This window comes from Stenotrophomonas sp. SbOxS2, assembly GCF_013416715.1.
Classification (GTDB): Bacteria; Pseudomonadota; Gammaproteobacteria; order Xanthomonadales; family Xanthomonadaceae; genus Stenotrophomonas; species Stenotrophomonas lactitubi.
Window position 1 is genome coordinate 80,015 of record NZ_JAAVXD010000009.1, and the last position, 13,682, is coordinate 93,696.

At 64.8% G+C, this 13,682-nt stretch carries 17 protein-coding genes; 12 read left to right on the plus strand and 5 right to left on the minus strand.

Features of this window, described 5'->3' with window-relative positions; translation table 11 throughout:
• From HFK18_RS20680 to HFK18_RS20705, 6 genes are all read left to right on the plus strand, one after another.
• A complete protein-coding gene (locus tag HFK18_RS20680; protein WP_180167676.1) occupies positions 1 to 939 on the plus strand; it encodes an XVIPCD domain-containing protein in 939 nt (312 codons plus the stop codon).
• 136 nt (positions 940 to 1,075) lie between these two features.
• Positions 1,076 to 2,002: an XVIPCD domain-containing protein gene (locus HFK18_RS20685; RefSeq protein WP_180167677.1), complete on the plus strand. Its 927-nt coding sequence runs from the start codon at positions 1,076 to 1,078 to the stop codon at positions 2,000 to 2,002.
• Complete coding sequence (locus tag HFK18_RS20690; RefSeq protein WP_180167678.1) at positions 2,002 to 2,628, plus strand: hypothetical protein; 627 nt, start codon at positions 2,002 to 2,004, stop codon at positions 2,626 to 2,628. Before HFK18_RS20685 ends, HFK18_RS20690 begins: the two co-directional genes overlap by 1 nt.
• A 2-nt stretch (positions 2,629 to 2,630) precedes the next feature.
• Complete coding sequence (locus HFK18_RS20695; protein ID WP_180167679.1) at positions 2,631 to 3,647, plus strand: XVIPCD domain-containing protein; 1,017 nt, start codon at positions 2,631 to 2,633, stop codon at positions 3,645 to 3,647.
• A 179-nt stretch (positions 3,648 to 3,826) separates the two neighbouring features.
• Positions 3,827 to 4,975 carry a YncE family protein gene (locus tag HFK18_RS20700; protein WP_180167680.1) on the plus strand — a complete coding sequence of 383 codons (1,149 nt, stop codon included), beginning with the start codon at positions 3,827 to 3,829 and terminating at the stop codon, positions 4,973 to 4,975.
• A 144-nt stretch (positions 4,976 to 5,119) separates the two neighbouring features.
• Positions 5,120 to 5,695, plus strand: a complete 576-nt coding sequence (locus HFK18_RS20705) for a hypothetical protein (RefSeq protein ID WP_180167681.1) — start codon at positions 5,120 to 5,122, stop codon at positions 5,693 to 5,695.
• 251 nt (positions 5,696 to 5,946) lie between these two features.
• Here the strand turns inward: HFK18_RS20705 and HFK18_RS20710 are convergent, their stop codons facing one another.
• Entirely contained in the window at positions 5,947 to 6,345 is a 399-nt protein-coding gene (locus HFK18_RS20710) for an XVIPCD domain-containing protein (RefSeq protein ID WP_257216363.1), read from the minus strand.
• Between the two features lie 147 nt (positions 6,346 to 6,492).
• On the opposite strand from HFK18_RS20710, the gene HFK18_RS20715 reads away from it, so the two are divergent.
• On the plus strand, positions 6,493 to 7,038 hold the full coding sequence (locus HFK18_RS20715; protein WP_180167683.1) for a hypothetical protein: 546 nt from the start codon (positions 6,493 to 6,495) through the stop codon (positions 7,036 to 7,038).
• A 22-nt stretch (positions 7,039 to 7,060) separates the two neighbouring features.
• Here HFK18_RS20715 and HFK18_RS20720 read toward each other — a convergent pair whose 3' ends face one another.
• Complete coding sequence (locus HFK18_RS20720; RefSeq protein ID WP_180167684.1) at positions 7,061 to 7,540, minus strand: nuclear transport factor 2 family protein; 480 nt, start codon at positions 7,538 to 7,540, stop codon at positions 7,061 to 7,063.
• 224 nt (positions 7,541 to 7,764) lie between these two features.
• Here HFK18_RS20720 and HFK18_RS20725 point away from each other — a divergent pair, with 224 nt between their 5' ends.
• Both HFK18_RS20725 and HFK18_RS20730 read left to right on the plus strand, forming a co-directional pair.
• Positions 7,765 to 8,577: an alpha/beta hydrolase gene (locus HFK18_RS20725; RefSeq protein WP_180167685.1), complete on the plus strand. Its 813-nt coding sequence runs from the start codon at positions 7,765 to 7,767 to the stop codon at positions 8,575 to 8,577.
• Positions 8,578 to 8,601: 24 nt separating this feature from the next.
• Positions 8,602 to 8,772 carry a hypothetical protein gene (locus HFK18_RS20730; protein ID WP_099782623.1) on the plus strand — a complete coding sequence of 57 codons (171 nt, stop codon included), beginning with the start codon at positions 8,602 to 8,604 and terminating at the stop codon, positions 8,770 to 8,772.
• Between the two features lie 4 nt (positions 8,773 to 8,776).
• On the opposite strand, the gene HFK18_RS20735 is transcribed toward HFK18_RS20730, so the two are convergent.
• Positions 8,777 to 9,466 (minus strand): hypothetical protein, encoded by a 690-nt coding sequence (locus HFK18_RS20735; RefSeq protein WP_180167686.1) that lies wholly within the window; start codon positions 9,464 to 9,466, stop codon positions 8,777 to 8,779.
• Positions 9,467 to 9,586: 120 nt separating this feature from the next.
• Here HFK18_RS20735 and HFK18_RS20740 point away from each other — a divergent pair, with 120 nt between their 5' ends.
• The 3 genes from HFK18_RS20740 to HFK18_RS20750 all read left to right on the plus strand — a co-directional run bounded on the left by HFK18_RS20740 (position 9,587) and on the right by HFK18_RS20750 (position 11,892).
• Positions 9,587 to 10,231: a hypothetical protein gene (locus HFK18_RS20740; protein WP_180167687.1), complete on the plus strand. Its 645-nt coding sequence runs from the start codon at positions 9,587 to 9,589 to the stop codon at positions 10,229 to 10,231.
• A 50-nt stretch (positions 10,232 to 10,281) separates the two neighbouring features.
• Positions 10,282 to 10,833 (plus strand): RNA 2'-phosphotransferase, encoded by a 552-nt coding sequence (locus HFK18_RS20745; protein WP_218946945.1) that lies wholly within the window; start codon positions 10,282 to 10,284, stop codon positions 10,831 to 10,833.
• A 90-nt stretch (positions 10,834 to 10,923) separates the two neighbouring features.
• On the plus strand, positions 10,924 to 11,892 hold the full coding sequence (locus HFK18_RS20750) for a polysaccharide deacetylase family protein (protein WP_180167689.1): 969 nt from the start codon (positions 10,924 to 10,926) through the stop codon (positions 11,890 to 11,892).
• 3 nt (positions 11,893 to 11,895) lie between these two features.
• Here the strand turns inward: HFK18_RS20750 and HFK18_RS20755 are convergent, their stop codons facing one another.
• Positions 11,896 to 12,738: an MnmC family methyltransferase gene (locus HFK18_RS20755; protein ID WP_180167799.1), complete on the minus strand. Its 843-nt coding sequence runs from the start codon at positions 12,736 to 12,738 to the stop codon at positions 11,896 to 11,898.
• A gap of 184 nt (positions 12,739 to 12,922) precedes the next feature.
• On the minus strand, positions 12,923 to 13,681 hold the full coding sequence (locus tag HFK18_RS20760) for a DNA adenine methylase (protein WP_180167690.1): 759 nt from the start codon (positions 13,679 to 13,681) through the stop codon (positions 12,923 to 12,925).
• Between the last annotated feature and the right edge of the window lies 1 nt (position 13,682).

Here is a 13,682-nt window from a genome sequence, read left to right on the forward strand (position 1 = left end):
ATGGACGAACGATATCGCGTGACAATTTACGTTGCGGCGCCAGGAACCCCGCTGTTGGAGGGCGGAACATCTACCGCGGGCCACGTCTATTACGCAGTGGATAATGGCCGTGAGAGCATCAGCTATGGCTTTGCGCCGAAGGAGCACGGAGCGACGACCGGCCCCGGCAAGGTTTACGACTCTGACGCGCGGGAGTACCAGAATCCCTTCTACCAACGAACGCTCGAAATCTCGAAAGATCAGTACGAAAAGCTCAAGGAATTTGGTGCCGCGCCGGACAAGCATGGGTTCAATACGGAGTATCACGGGCTCAACAACAGCTGCATTGATTTCACCTGGGGCGCGCTGAATCACGCGGGGCTCCATCGCACCAATGTGCTGTTCATGCAGGACAAGGATTTCCAAGGTGGCCTCAAGCCGCTCACCAATGTCGAGTACATCCGCAGCATCCGCGCACCGTTTCCCGATAGTGAGCTGAACATCGAGCATTACAACAAGATGCCGGACCGAACCCTGAAGCAACGCCTCATCAGCGATGAGCAATTGCCAGGCAACGATCGCGAGATGCTCGACACCATCCGCAAGGGCGTAGCGGGCATTGATGAGAGGCACGGTCGGGCCTACGACGGAACTAGTGAGCGCATCTCGGTGGGGTTGCTGGCCACCGCCAAGGAAAATGGGCTGGAGCGCGTCGATCATGTTGTATTGGGCAATACCCCCGCTGATGGCTCAGCACAGCGGCTATTCGTCGTGCAGGGCGCGCTCAACGATCCTGCGCATGTGCGAGCCTCTATGACGGCAGAGGAAGCAGCCCGAACGCCAGTGGAGCAGTCGTTCGCCAAGGTCGAGCAGATTTCGCAAAGCCAGCAGGAACGCGCCTTGGCGGCACAGCAGGAGCCCGTGCTGGAACAGAGCCGGGCGCCCATGCAAATGGGCTGACCCAGGCCGAGTACTGCATGGTAGATCACAGTTTCGGGGGCTTCGGCCCCTGTGCTGCTTTTCTCTCCACCTGCCCGCGAACCCACCTATGCGATCATCCGGCCAGGACCGCAGTACCCAACAAGGCTGAGCAGGCATGGAGCAAGCAACACGCTACACGGTAACCCTCTTTCTGGCCGCGCCCGGCACCCCGCTGAACAGCGGCGGCAGCTCACCGCGCGGCCACATGTATTTCCAGACCGCCGCCGGCGAGGAGGTACACAGCTACGGCTTCGCACCGCCGCACCTGCCGACTGGTGAGACCGCTGCCGGCGTGCAGTACGCCGAGGTCGTACACGACGACGCTGACGAGCACCGGGACCCGTACTACAGCCGAACCCTTGAGATCAGCGAGGAGCACTACGGCTGCCTGCGCGATTTCGCCGAGGAGCCGGCCGAGTTCGGCTTCGACGTCGATCGCCCGGCCACCATCAACCGCTGCAGCGATTTCGTCTGGGCCGCGCTGCACTATGCCGGCCTGCATTCGCAGCCGGCACCGCTGGATGGCGGCAGCAATCTGGGCGAGTTCGCGGTGCTGTTCAACCTGCCGGAAATCCAGTGCATTGCCGCACCGTTCCCGGCCAGCGAGCTGAATGGCGAACAGCATCACCCGATGCCCGAACGCGAGGCCGAGCTGCACCGTGAGGGCGGTCGTCCGAGCCACGAGCCGCCGCCCAGCCCGATGGAAGTGGCCGGCACGCTGCTGGATCCCTCGCACCCGGACCACCGGCTGTTCGCGCAGCTGATCCAGAAGGTGGCCGAGCTGGACGCCGCCCACGGCCGCACCTTCGACGACACCAGCCAGCGCATCAGCGCCAGCCTGCTGGTGCTGGCCAAGCAGAACAACCTGTCCCGCGTGGACCACGTGTTATTGAGCCGGCCCACGAAGAGCAGCCACGAGGCCGAGAGCATCTTCATCGTGCAGGGTGACCGCGATGATCCGGGGCATCGTCGTGCGAGCATCGCTACGGAAGTAGCGGCACAGACGAATGTGGCGGATTCGCTGCGGTTGAAGGAGCAGTGATGCGGGTGGCGCTTGCAGTTGTTGCGTCGGTGGTAGTCGCCTTGCTGGTGGGCTGCGGCAGTACTTCGTCACCTGAAGCCCCGAAGCTGTTGTCCCGGGCCGAGGCTGATGCACGCACCGTGGTGCCTTTCACGCGCGGCATGCGATTGGACAAGGCGGGGCGCATCGTGGATGTGACCTTCGAGGCGCCAAAGCCGGAGCCGCCTGCCAGTCCAACGTTGATTATCGGCCTCAGAAGCGAGGGGAAAGAGCCCGCAGAGGCCCGTGCGGTGACCGACCGCATTCAGCGCGACGGGCTCAGGGCTCGCGTACAGCTGGAGCGGCTGGATACCGCATCGCCCGAACCCATTCCGTTGTGGAGAGTTTCCGACGACGGACGCAGCCAGGTGAAGCTGTCTACGGACATTGTGGGTGAACGGCTATGGGGATCGGATGTTGCAGTGAATACACTGGCCGAAGCGGGACTGTTTTCCCAACGGCTGAGCTACAGCGAACTGCAGTGGGCAAGCGTCGGTCTCGGGGAACGAGGCCGATATCGTCTCCGGATTGATCTGCTGGAGAATCGCCCTGATCTGGAAGGGCTTCAGATGGATTTGATGGTTGGTTACCAACAACTCGGGAAGTAAGCATGCAAAAGGACTCTGCTGAACGAATCACCTTGACGGTCCACCTGGCCGCGCCAGGTACGCCCTTGGTGGCCTTGGAAAATGATGAACGGAAGCAGGTTGGCGTCTCCGATGTCGGTCACATGTTCCTGTCGCTTGATCGAGTGGGCTCCGCGGAGCCGCGGCAGAGCTTTGGCTACACCCGAACGCCAATTCCCGGCAACAACGATCTCGGGAAGGTTGTTGATTACGATCTGCGTATGTATGAAAACCCACGTTATCAACGCACCATCGAGATTACGCAGGAGCAGTACAACAAGATCGTCGAGTTCGCCAAAGATCCCGCGAAGCACGGCTTCGATGCAAAGAACTACAACCTTGCCTCCAACTCCTGCGTGGACTTTGCCTGGGGCGCCTTGAACCACGCCGGTATTCACGGCAATACCATTTTCGGTGAGTTCAAGACGTACGAAGGTACGTTGAAGGTGCTGGACAACATCGGACCGGTGCAGAGCATCCGGCCACAGGTGAAAGGCAGCGAGCTGGACCGGGAAGAATGGAAGCCGATGCCCGTGCAGACCAATGCGATACAGCGGTGGTCCACGGACATCAATGATCCCGCCCGTGCAGATGCCTTGGCCTGGACCGGTACGCCGGGCGATCCCAGCCACGCCGACAACCCACGTCTGAATCAGATCCACGAGCGCGTGGTTGCGATGAATGCCTTCGGCGCAGACACCGGCAACGTCAGCGCCAGCCTCCTTGCACTCTCCAAAGAGCAGCAGTTCGCCCGCGTGGATGACGTGCTGCTCGGCGAACGCCGTGGCGATGCAGCGCCCAATCTCTTCATCGTGCAGGGCGACCGCAACGACCCGGCGCATCAGCGCGCCAGTCTGCCGGCAGACGTCGCCGCGCAGACGCCGGTAGCTGCCTCCTTCGAGCGCATCGAGCAACTGGCGCAGGCACAGCCGCAGCGTGATGCCCAGCTTCAACAGGAAGAGCAGCAGCAGGCCCAGGCGCACGCCCCACGTATGGTCTAGGCGTTCAGCGCCGAACAGCGCGTCCGCCATGCATCCGCAGGCGGACGCCACGGCCCCCACCTGCTACCATTCCCCGCTACCCAGCCAGCCCCACCCCGCGCAGACAGATGCAGGGCCGGGCCGTCGAAGAACGGCCCCGCGAGCCAGGACACCCTCCGTGCCCATTGAAGGACGCTCGCATGATCCGCAATTCCCTTTTCCGTTCGGCCGTGCTGGCCGTCGCCGTGTCGCTGAGCCTCGGTGCTCCGACCGCCTTCGCCGCTGACGCCGCCACCGCAACCAGCCCCGCCACCGCCGTGCAGCGCCAGGCCGTCGCCCAGGGCCTGTACGAGCTGGCCTACAGCCCCAAGCAGAACGCGGTGTTCGTTGCCTCGTCCGGTGGCTTCGGCGATGACGCCGGCCCGGCCCAGGTGCTGCGCCTGAACCCGATTACGCTGGCCGTGGAAACCCGCATCCCGCTGGAGCGCAAGGCGTTCGGCGTGGTGCTGGATGACGCCCACAACCGCCTGTACGTGGGCAACACCGTGGACCTGTCGGTGACCGTGGTCGATACCGCACAGAACAAGGCCATCGGCACCGTGCAGCTGATGGAGAAGAAGACCGGCAAGGACGGCAAGGCCGCCTACACCCACGACTTGCGTGAGCTGGTGGTCGACAGCGCCGCCAACCGCCTGTACGTGACCGGCCACAGCAGCCAGCCCGATGTGAGCAGCGTGCTGTTCGTGATCGATACCACCACGCTGAAGGTGATCAACACCATTCCGGGCCTGGGTAATGCCAAGGCGCCGGGCCTGGCGTTGGATGCCGCCAACAAGCGCGTGTACACCAGCAATCTGCTGGCCGATCTGGTGGTGGTCGGCACCGACTCCAACAAGGTGGAAGCCCAGCACAGGATCGCCGCCGAGCAGCCGATGAACATCGCGCTGGACCCGGCCGGCAAGCGCCTGTTCGTGACCGACCAGGGCTCGGAAATGCTGCGTGGTTACCAGGCCAAGAGCAGCGGGCTGGTCAGCAAGCATCCTGGCCAGCGCGTGCTCGTGCTCGACCGCAGCAATGGCAAGGAACTGGCCAGCATCCCGACCGACGCCGGCCCGCTGGGCATCCTGTTGGATGCACCGCGCAAGCGTCTGTACGTGACCAACCGCGAAGCCGGTACGGTGACCGCGTACAACAGCGACAGTTACCAGAAGGTGGCCACCTACGCCGTGCCGACGCACCCGAACAGCCTGACGCTGGATGCGAAGAACAACGTGCTGTACGTCAGCATCAAGAACGGTGAAAAGGATGCCAAGGGCTCGGAAGAGAGCGTGGCGCGGATTCAGCTGTGATGCGATGACGCTGGGCCACGCCCGGCGTCCTGACGCGTGAAAAAGGCAGGGCGGTTGCCCTGCCTTTTTCTTTGCCCGGTTGAAGTCCCCGCCGCCAACCCGCTAGGGTTGAAGCCCATGGCAGGGAGCCAAAGGGTCTGAATCATGCTGGGTATCCACCGCTGGCTGCGCGCTGGCCTGTTGATCATCTTGAGCTCCGTGCTGGGCGCCTGTTCCAGCCGTATCCCGGAGCCGCCGGAACCGCTGGAACTGACGCAACCGATTACGGTGGATCAGCCGGGCCAAGAGGTGCGGTTCGAGTTCGAAGCGAATGCGCGCAATTTCGATCCAGGCCGAACCTATGCGCTGGAGTTGGAGTTGCAACGGTACGGACCGGTCACGAACGACGAGCCTGACGTAGGCAGATTGAAGGTCCCATTCGAGGTAACCCTGCAGCAATGGGGCGCCGATGTCTGGAAAGATGTTTCTACCTACGACAGCTACCAGGCCGGCGTGCTGAATGCAGGCAAGTCACTTCCCGAGTGGCATGCATCCAGCGAATGGCGCTACACATCCCCCCACATGGGTAGCGCGGGCCACTACCTGCTGAGCGTGGTCGCTCTGCCGCTGCAGTCCAACAACCGCTATCGCGTACAGGTTCGTACCGTACAGACCACGCCGGAATTGCAGCACTACTCGGCTCGGGTGCGGGTACATGCAGCGCGACCTGTAGGCAAATAGCTATCCTCAAGTTGTAGAGCCGACCCCTTGTCCGAATTGCGCTGCTCGTAGACAGTCATGCGCGCTACCGCCTACAGGGTTCGTACCGTGCAGGTGAAGCCGGAGGTGCAGCAGTACACAGTGCGTGTGCGCGTGCATGTTGCTCGTCTGCCTGGTAATTAACCAACAGCAGACGCAGCAGTCCCAGCCGCGAGCGGGCTGATATCGGCCGATGCCACAGAGGCGTCGATGACATCGACGCCTGGTGGTGTTTACCCCATCCGATGCGCAGGATTCTGCTGCTGATCCTGCGCCTGTGCATCCAGCGTCTGCTGCTCGGCCTGCACCGGCTGCTGCCCACCCAACCCCAGTTTCTGCAGCGACTGCTCGGCCGGCGTCTGCGCGGCCACGGCAGTCGGCAGCATCGCCCGCAGGTGCGCCGGGTTGGCCGGGTCGCCCTGCACCACGAAGATGTTATGCCCGGCCGGGTGGTTGGCGGTGGCATTGCTCACCAGCACGTGGTCGGCGCGTTCCAGGCCCTGCTCGCGGGCTTTGACGGCCAGACTGGCGGCCACGTTCTCGCTGGTGGCGTCGAACGCGCGGCCGTGCTTCTCGTCCAGTGCGGCCACGTTCTGGCGGATCTGCTGGTGGAGGGAATCGTCAGGGGTCATTGGGGGCTCCATGTGGCCGCTACCGTGTGGCCGGATGTGGCCAGTGTAAAACGGTCGCGGGCTGCGCCGGTAACGGCTTTGTTGCTAGCCTGTGGCTCGGCGACGCAGGGGATGGCGTCCGGTGCAATGGCAGCGGGGGAGAACGTGGTGCACGGGGAGACAAACCGGATACGGGGACAGGCGGCCGCGCGGTTGCTGCTGGGCGTGGGGCTGTGGGCCTGCGCAGGTGCTGCGGTGGCTGACACGCCGGTAGCAGCGGACGATCCCGCCTGCCCATCGCAGGACTTCACCCGCTTCCTGCAACGATTTGCCGACCCTGCCGATGACCGGGTGCGCTTGCGCTACACCTCCGACCCGCTGGAGTACGAGGTGCCCATGCACACCGTGCGCGACGACCACGAGGGGCTGGCGGCCACGCATGTCGTGCTGGAACAGGGCGCCGCGCGATTGAAGCGCTTCAACTACCGCTACCTCGCTGCGTTCGATCTGTTCGTGCCTTCGCCGGTCAGCCGTGACCCGGCCGCGCTGGAGCGCATGCGCGCAGGTCCCTACAACGCGCCCACACGCATCGAAGCGATCGACGACAACGGGCAGCGCGTGACCTTCGGCAGCGGCGCCGAGCGCGATACCTACACCTTCGCGCGCCGCTACGGCTGCTGGATGCTGACGCGCGCCAGCAACCTGCGCGACTGAGCGGGCGCCACGGCGTTGATGTTTATTTGTCCGCCGGGCGGTGGTCGTAGCTGATCACCCGCTCGGCCTGCCATTGACCGTCCACCCGGCGCCAGACCTGGATGAAACGCGCCTGGCCGATCCAGCGTTCGACGCCATCGGTGCCGCGCTCATGGAAGCGGTGGTCGCCGATTTCCAGTGCGCGATCATCGTGTAGCGGAAAGACCTGCAGCGAACTCTCCACCAGCTCGCGCCGCAGCTGCCAGCCGCCCTTGCGCGCGCTGTCGCACAGGTTGGCCACGCTGCGGCGGAAATCGGTGCGACTGCTGGCGGACTTGCCATCCTTGTCATGGAAGAACTCCATGTCCTCGGTGGTCATCGCGGCGGCCCTGTCGGCATCGCAGGCCTCGAAGGCCACGGCGAACAGTTGCGTGTCGGCTGCGCGGATCTGCTCGCGCAGGGTGTCGCTGGCGGGGGCGGTGCCGGCCAGTGCGGCGGCGAGCAGGGGCAGGGCGAGCAGCATGGCGAGGCTCCGTTGAGGACCGGCGCAGACTGGCACGGGGGCCGTCTCACCGTAAGCGGTCGCTGACGAAACCCGGGGAGCGCCCGACCAATGCCGTACTGGCGGGTGCGAACCGATGCAACCCGGTGCCCGTGTACGCGATGTCATGGCCTGAGCCGATTCCATCACGGGCGGCTCCGTTGCGAGTGCCTAGGCTGGGTTCCTCATTCTCCCCGGGAGCTCCCATGCCTACCTCCTCCGTCCGCCTGCACATTGAAGACACCGGCGGCACCGGCCGGCCGGTAATCCTGATTCACGGCTGGCCGCTGTCGGCCGAAGCATGGAAGGCGCAGGTGCCATTGCTGCGCGATGCCGGCTACCGCGTGATCAGCTACGACCGCCGCGGCTTCGGTCGCTCGGAAAAGCCCGCCGATGGTTATGAGTACGACACCTTGGCCGCTGACCTGGCCGGCCTGATCGATGAGCGCGACCTGCGCGATGTCACCCTGGTCGGCTTCTCGATGGGCGGTGGCGAGGTGGCGCGCTACATCGCGAACCATGGTGAGGATCGCCTGCATAGCGTGGTGTTCGCTTCGGCCGTTCCGCCGTACCTGCTTAAGGGCGCGGACAACCCAGACGGGCCGCTGACCCAGGAAAAGGCCGATGAGATGCGCCAGGGGCTGGAGAGGGACCGGGAAGCGTTCTTCGATGGCTTCACCCGTGACTTCTTCAGTGCCGACGGCAAGCTGATGGTCACCGAGGACGAGCGTCAGGCTGCCATCGCGCTCGCCCATCAGTCCGACCAGACCGCTGCGCTGGGCTGCATGAAGGCGTTCGCCACCACCGATTTCCGTGCGGACCTGAAGAAGGTGACGGTACCGACGCTGGTGCTGCACGGTGACAGCGATGCCACGGTGCCGTTCGAAGGTTCAGGCAAGCGCACGCACGCGGCCATCGCCGGCAGCGAGGTGGTGGTGCTGGAGCATGCACCGCATGGCTGCAACACCAGTCACGCCGATGACTTCAATCTAGCGTTGCTGGAATTCCTGAAGAAGTAACACCGACTACGGCATCATCCACACATGCCTACTGCCCGCACGCCGCCCTGGAAGAAGCCCAACCCGAAGGGCCAGAAGACGCAGCCGCTGACGGAGGCGCAGAAGGCGGCGGCGCGGCAGCGGGCGGAAGAGAACGGGCGCCGTTACCCGAACCTGGTGGACAACATGTGGGCGGCGAAACTGCCGCGCGGTTGAAGCCTTACTGGCTGCCGCGCCCCGCCCACGGCTGCCAACCCCCTTCCCGCCATGGCGCGACGGTGCGGGCGTGCATTGTCAGTGCAGCGCCGGACGATGCGCTGCAGGCGCGCAGGGCGTCGCGCAGCACGGCCGCATCCACCGGCTGGGCCGTGGCCACCTGCAGCAGTGTGCCTCGACGACGCACCTGCACCGGCAGCACGCCATGCACCTCGACCGGGTTGCCGGTTCGGGTCCTGCGATAACGCATGGTGATGGGACGGACAGTCTGCAGCAGGACCGGCGTGCAGCTGTCCAGCAGGCGCAGCTGCTGCTCCGCCGGCGCCCGGACCTCGATGACGGTGGAGGGATAGCCCACGAAGCTCTCCACCATTACCTGGAAGCGCGGTCCTTCGGGCGTCAGGTAGACGGCCAGGCTTATCGTGCCGATGAAAGCCATTGCTGCCAGCCAGATCCAGCTCCGCGGCACCTTCGGCGGCAGGGTGATGCTGTTCAGGCCGGGGCTGCGGCGCCGCAGGCGGCGATAACGCCGCTGTGCAGCGGGTCTGGGCAGCAGGCTGTCATCGGGCAGGGCAATCACGCGTGGCGGTAGACGGGCCAGCCGTCGATTGATCACCCGCGCGCCCAGCATCGCAACCGCCCCGCCCAGCAGTGCCGGCAGCACGGTACGCACGAACAGATACAACCCCAGCATCGCCAACACTCCTGCATTGAACGTACATGATCGCGCATCACCGGCGATGGTGTCGCATCTGCCAGCCGACAGCATCGATTGGCTTGGCTAGCATGCGCGTCACTCGCTGGGGATACACCGATGACTGCCTTCACTGCCCGCCTCGGGCGCTTCTTCGGCGCTGGCCTGATGTTGTTGCTGCTGCAGGTGGTGGCGTTGCTGTCGGTCGGCTTGGCCGCAGGGTACTTCCATCACCGCGTGGACCTGTTGCTGGAGCCACTGTCGCTGGCCTGTGGTGGTACCGATCCGGCCGCACGCCTGCACGTGGCCGAGCATCTGCTGGCGCGTGCCGGTGCGCTGGATGATTGGCAGCCGCTGTGCTGGTTGCCGATGGCAGCGCTGGTGCTTGCTCTGCTGGGTACGCTCCTGGTCTGCGTGCACTGGTTGCGGCATGTGGACGCGCCGCTGCGCCGCAGTGCGTGGGGCCTGCTCGCCCTGCACGCGGCGGCGCTGCTGCTGGCCAGCGCGATGCTGCGACTGTATGAGCATGTGTGGGAAGGCATCACCACGGCACTGCCGGCTGCGTGCATGACAGATCTGGCACCGGACGGGCAGGCGCTGCCGTCCTCGATGCGGCAATGGTTGCTGCAGCTCTTCGCTAGGGCAGACCTTGTGCCGCCGCACGCGCCTGACGCGCTGGCCATCATCCTGTGTGGACTATTGCTGGCAGCGATGGTGATTGGCCTGTGGCTGTGGCGCACCACTTCGCAAGCGAACCGGTTTTGACGCCGGCGCGGACCGCTGACTGGCACCAACCGCAGCATTTACGGCACTCTATGCGGATGAACACGGAAACTTCATCCAAGCACACCAGCAAGTTTCTCAGTCTGGTGCTGCGCCATGAGCCCGAAAAAATCGGGTTGATCCTGGACGGCCAGGGCTGGGCCAACGTCGACGAGCTCCTGCAGAAGCTGGCTGCACATGGGCAGACGCTCGATCATGCCGGACTGCAGCACATCGTGGCGACCTGCAACAAGCAACGCTTTGCACTGAGCGATGATGGCCAGCGCATCCGCGCGAACCAAGGGCATTCGGTCACGGTCGATCTTGGACTGGTGCCGGTTGAGCCGCCGCAGTGGCTGTACCACGGCACGGTGCCGCGGTTCGTCGGCTCGATCCGCGAGCAGGGCCTGCGTGCGGGCGAGCGCCAGCACGTGCATCTGTCACTGGACCGAGAGACGGCCCACCAGGTTGGCGCTCGCCGCGGTGCACCGGTCATTCTCAGCGTGCACGCCGGGCGCATGCATGCTGAAGGGCATGTCTTCTACCGCTCCGCCAATGGCGTGTGGTTGACCGACCACGTGCCGCCGAAGTACATCGCCGACTGACTCGGCCCGGCGCCGCAACGCCGCGCCCACACTCGGCTGCAAGGCGCAATCGCGCTACAGTCGCTGCATCCTCATCCCATGGATGTACCGATGCGTCTGTTCCTGCGTGCGTTGCCGTTGCTGTTGTTGTCACTCACCGTCCACGCTGCCGAGGTCGATCGGCGCATTGCGGTGACCATTGACGATCTGCCGTGGGCGCGCCTGGATGAGATCGTGCCGGCGGATCTGCAGGCGCGTCATGCCGCACTGATGGCACAGCTGCGCCAGGCTGACGTGCCGGTGATCGGTTTCGTCAACGGCAACAAGCTGGAAGTGGATGGCAAGGTGCAGCCGGCGCGCGTGCAGATGCTGCGCGACTGGCTGGATGCCGGCTACGAGCTGGGCAACCACACCTGGTCGCACATGGACCTCAACGCCAAGGGCGTGCCGGCGTTCCAGCAGGATTTCCTGCGCGGCGAGCAGGTACTGCGGCCGCTGCTGGCCGAACGCGGGCAGACGCCACAGTGGATGCGTCATCCGTATCTGCGTGCGGGGCGTACGCCGGAAGATCGCGCGGCGATGGACGTGTTCTTCAAGCAGCATGGCTACCGCGTTGCGCCGGTGACGGTCGACAACGGTGAGTGGGTGTGGGCCTTCGCCTATGCCAACGTGATGAACGAGCAGCCCGATTCACCCGAGCGCGAGGCGACGCTGGCGAGCCTGCGCAAGGGCTATGTGCCGTACATGCTGAACAAGGTGGACTACTACGAGAAGCAGTCGCAGGCGCTGCTGGGGTATGCGCTGCCGCAGGTGTGGATGATGCATGCCAACGAACTCAACGCAGCGGCGTTCGCCGAGCTGGTGGCGGCCACCAAGCGTCGTGGCTATCGCTTCGTGTCGCTGCAGGAGGCGGTGCGTGACCCTGCCTATGCACGCGGTGCCGAGGGCTACAGTGGTCGTTACGGCCCGAGCTGGCTGCACCGCTGGGCGATGGCCGAGAACAAGCCCAAAGAATTCTACGCCGGCGAGCCGGAAGTGCCGAAGTGGGTGATGAAGCTGGCCAAGGTGGATGGCGAGTGAGGCTCAGCGCTTGATGGCCAGCACGCCGTCCAGCGCCAGCTCGGCCTTGAACCCTGCCTTTTCCAGGCGCTTGGCCACTTCGCGGGGCACGTCGCGGCCGCTCGTCAGTTTGTTCGGCGCGCCGGTGTAGTGGAACAGGCGCCCCCCCTTGCGGATGACGCGGACGAGGTGGTCGTAGAACACCTGCGAGTACAGTTCGCCGGCGATGCCGAAGCGCGGCGGGTCATGCAGGATCGCATCGACGCTGTTGCTGGCCACCTGTTCGATCTGCTGCGATACGTCGCCGTGGCTGAAGTGCAGGCGACCGCCAGCGGCGGCTGAATCCGGATCGGGCGACCACGGATTGAGCGTGCGCAGCCACATCACGTCGGCGTTCTTTTCGAACGAGCGGATCTGGCCGACGCCGGCCTCCAATGCACAGGCGGCGAAGTAGCCCAGGCCACCGCAGGTATCGAGGATGATCTTGCCTGCGGGGGCGACCAACTCGACCTTGCGGCGCGCGTCCTCGAACGGCGACAGCTTGGAGGTCGGCAGCATCTTGATGCCGTCGATCTCGAAGGTCGGTGCGCCCCATTCGGTCGGCACCAGCTTGATCAGCGAGCCGCTGAAGCGGGAGATGGCGGAGAACTCCTCGCCATCCCAGTAGTACAGGGTGCGGTCCTTCAGCTTGCCCGGCCACGGGTAGTGCTGGCCACGGAAGGTGAAACCCTCGACATCCAGCTGCGCGGCCTCTTCGCTGCGCCCCAGGTCGAGCGAGCCCTGCCATTCGGTGGCGCCCTTGTCATGGGCACGGCGCAGGGTGTCAGCGCTGTCGCGGGTCAGCAGGGGGCCGATGTAATGGGGCACGTTGGGCACAGGGGTGGCTCGGGGGAGGGCATGGTGCCGCAGGCGCTGTGCAGCCGAGCCGGGCATGGTGTAACGGCGCGCGATAAATCGCACGCCCCAAGTGAGATAAACGGTGGGGCGTCCATGTTGCGCCCACCGAAATGAAATTGCGCGGGGGCGAAAGCCACCCCCTGCCCCAGTCCGGCTACCAGGTCGTGTAGATCAGCTCTCGCCGCTGGACCGCGTGCCGGCCGATCGTGTATCGGATCGGCACCACCCGCACGCTGAACTGCCCAAACACGTCTCGCATCGCTGGGTGATCGTTAATGGTCAGGATGGCAGCGCCCCGCAGCGTCTTCATCTGGCTCGCCAGCTGCTGGTACTGCTCCATCTCAAAGGGGGAGCCGTACCCCTCGGTCTCCCAGTACGGTGGGTCAAGGAAGAACAACGTATCCGTCCCGTCGTACTTGGCCAGGCACTGCTGCCAAGCCAGGTGCTCGACCGTAACCTTGTGCAGGCGAAGATGTGCCGCGCTCAGGTCCTCTTCGATGCGCAGCAGGTTCAGGCCCTTACCACCCCGCCCGAAGCCAGGCGTCTGCCCCGTCGCCTTACCACCCCACGCCAGGCGCTGTAAGTAGTAGAAGCGCGCAGCACGTTGAATGTCGGTGAGGGTGTCGGGGTGCTGAAGCTGGCACCAGCGGAACATTTCCCGGCTAGTCAGAGCCCATTTGAACTGGCGGACGAACTCTTCCAGGTGGTTGGCAACCACTCGATACAGACGAACCAACTCGCCGTGGCAATCGTTCAGGACTTCAGCCCTGGCCGGATCCTTGGCGAACAGCAGCGCCGCGCCGCCGGCGAATGCCTCGACATATGTCCGGTGAGGGGTCTCGGCCACCAAGGGCAGCAGGTGTGGCAGCAGGCGGGTCTTCCCGCCCGGCCAGGGGAACAGCGTCGTGGTCATC

Bases quoted from the DNA above. Each gene is read 5' to 3' on its own strand.
- HFK18_RS20680 (WP_180167676.1), top strand. From the start codon at position 1: ATGGACGAACGATATCGCGTGACAATTTACGTTGCGGCGCCAGGAACC.
- HFK18_RS20685 (WP_180167677.1), top strand. From the start codon at position 1,076: ATGGAGCAAGCAACACGCTACACGGTAACCCTCTTTCTGGCCGCGCCC.
- HFK18_RS20690 (WP_180167678.1), top strand. From the start codon at position 2,002: ATGCGGGTGGCGCTTGCAGTTGTTGCGTCGGTGGTAGTCGCCTTGCTG.
- HFK18_RS20695 (WP_180167679.1), top strand. From the start codon at position 2,631: ATGCAAAAGGACTCTGCTGAACGAATCACCTTGACGGTCCACCTGGCC.
- HFK18_RS20700 (WP_180167680.1), top strand. From the start codon at position 3,827: ATGATCCGCAATTCCCTTTTCCGTTCGGCCGTGCTGGCCGTCGCCGTG.
- HFK18_RS20705 (WP_180167681.1), top strand. From the start codon at position 5,120: ATGCTGGGTATCCACCGCTGGCTGCGCGCTGGCCTGTTGATCATCTTG.
- HFK18_RS20710 (WP_257216363.1), bottom strand. From the start codon at position 6,345: ATGACCCCTGACGATTCCCTCCACCAGCAGATCCGCCAGAACGTGGCC.
- HFK18_RS20720 (WP_180167684.1), bottom strand. From the start codon at position 7,540: ATGCTGCTCGCCCTGCCCCTGCTCGCCGCCGCACTGGCCGGCACCGCC.
- HFK18_RS20725 (WP_180167685.1), top strand. From the start codon at position 7,765: ATGCCTACCTCCTCCGTCCGCCTGCACATTGAAGACACCGGCGGCACC.
- HFK18_RS20730 (WP_099782623.1), top strand. From the start codon at position 8,602: ATGCCTACTGCCCGCACGCCGCCCTGGAAGAAGCCCAACCCGAAGGGC.
- HFK18_RS20735 (WP_180167686.1), bottom strand. From the start codon at position 9,466: ATGCTGGGGTTGTATCTGTTCGTGCGTACCGTGCTGCCGGCACTGCTG.
- HFK18_RS20740 (WP_180167687.1), top strand. From the start codon at position 9,587: ATGACTGCCTTCACTGCCCGCCTCGGGCGCTTCTTCGGCGCTGGCCTG.
- HFK18_RS20745 (WP_218946945.1), top strand. From the start codon at position 10,282: ATGCGGATGAACACGGAAACTTCATCCAAGCACACCAGCAAGTTTCTC.
- HFK18_RS20750 (WP_180167689.1), top strand. From the start codon at position 10,924: ATGCGTCTGTTCCTGCGTGCGTTGCCGTTGCTGTTGTTGTCACTCACC.
- HFK18_RS20760 (WP_180167690.1), bottom strand. From the start codon at position 13,681: ATGACCACGACGCTGTTCCCCTGGCCGGGCGGGAAGACCCGCCTGCTG.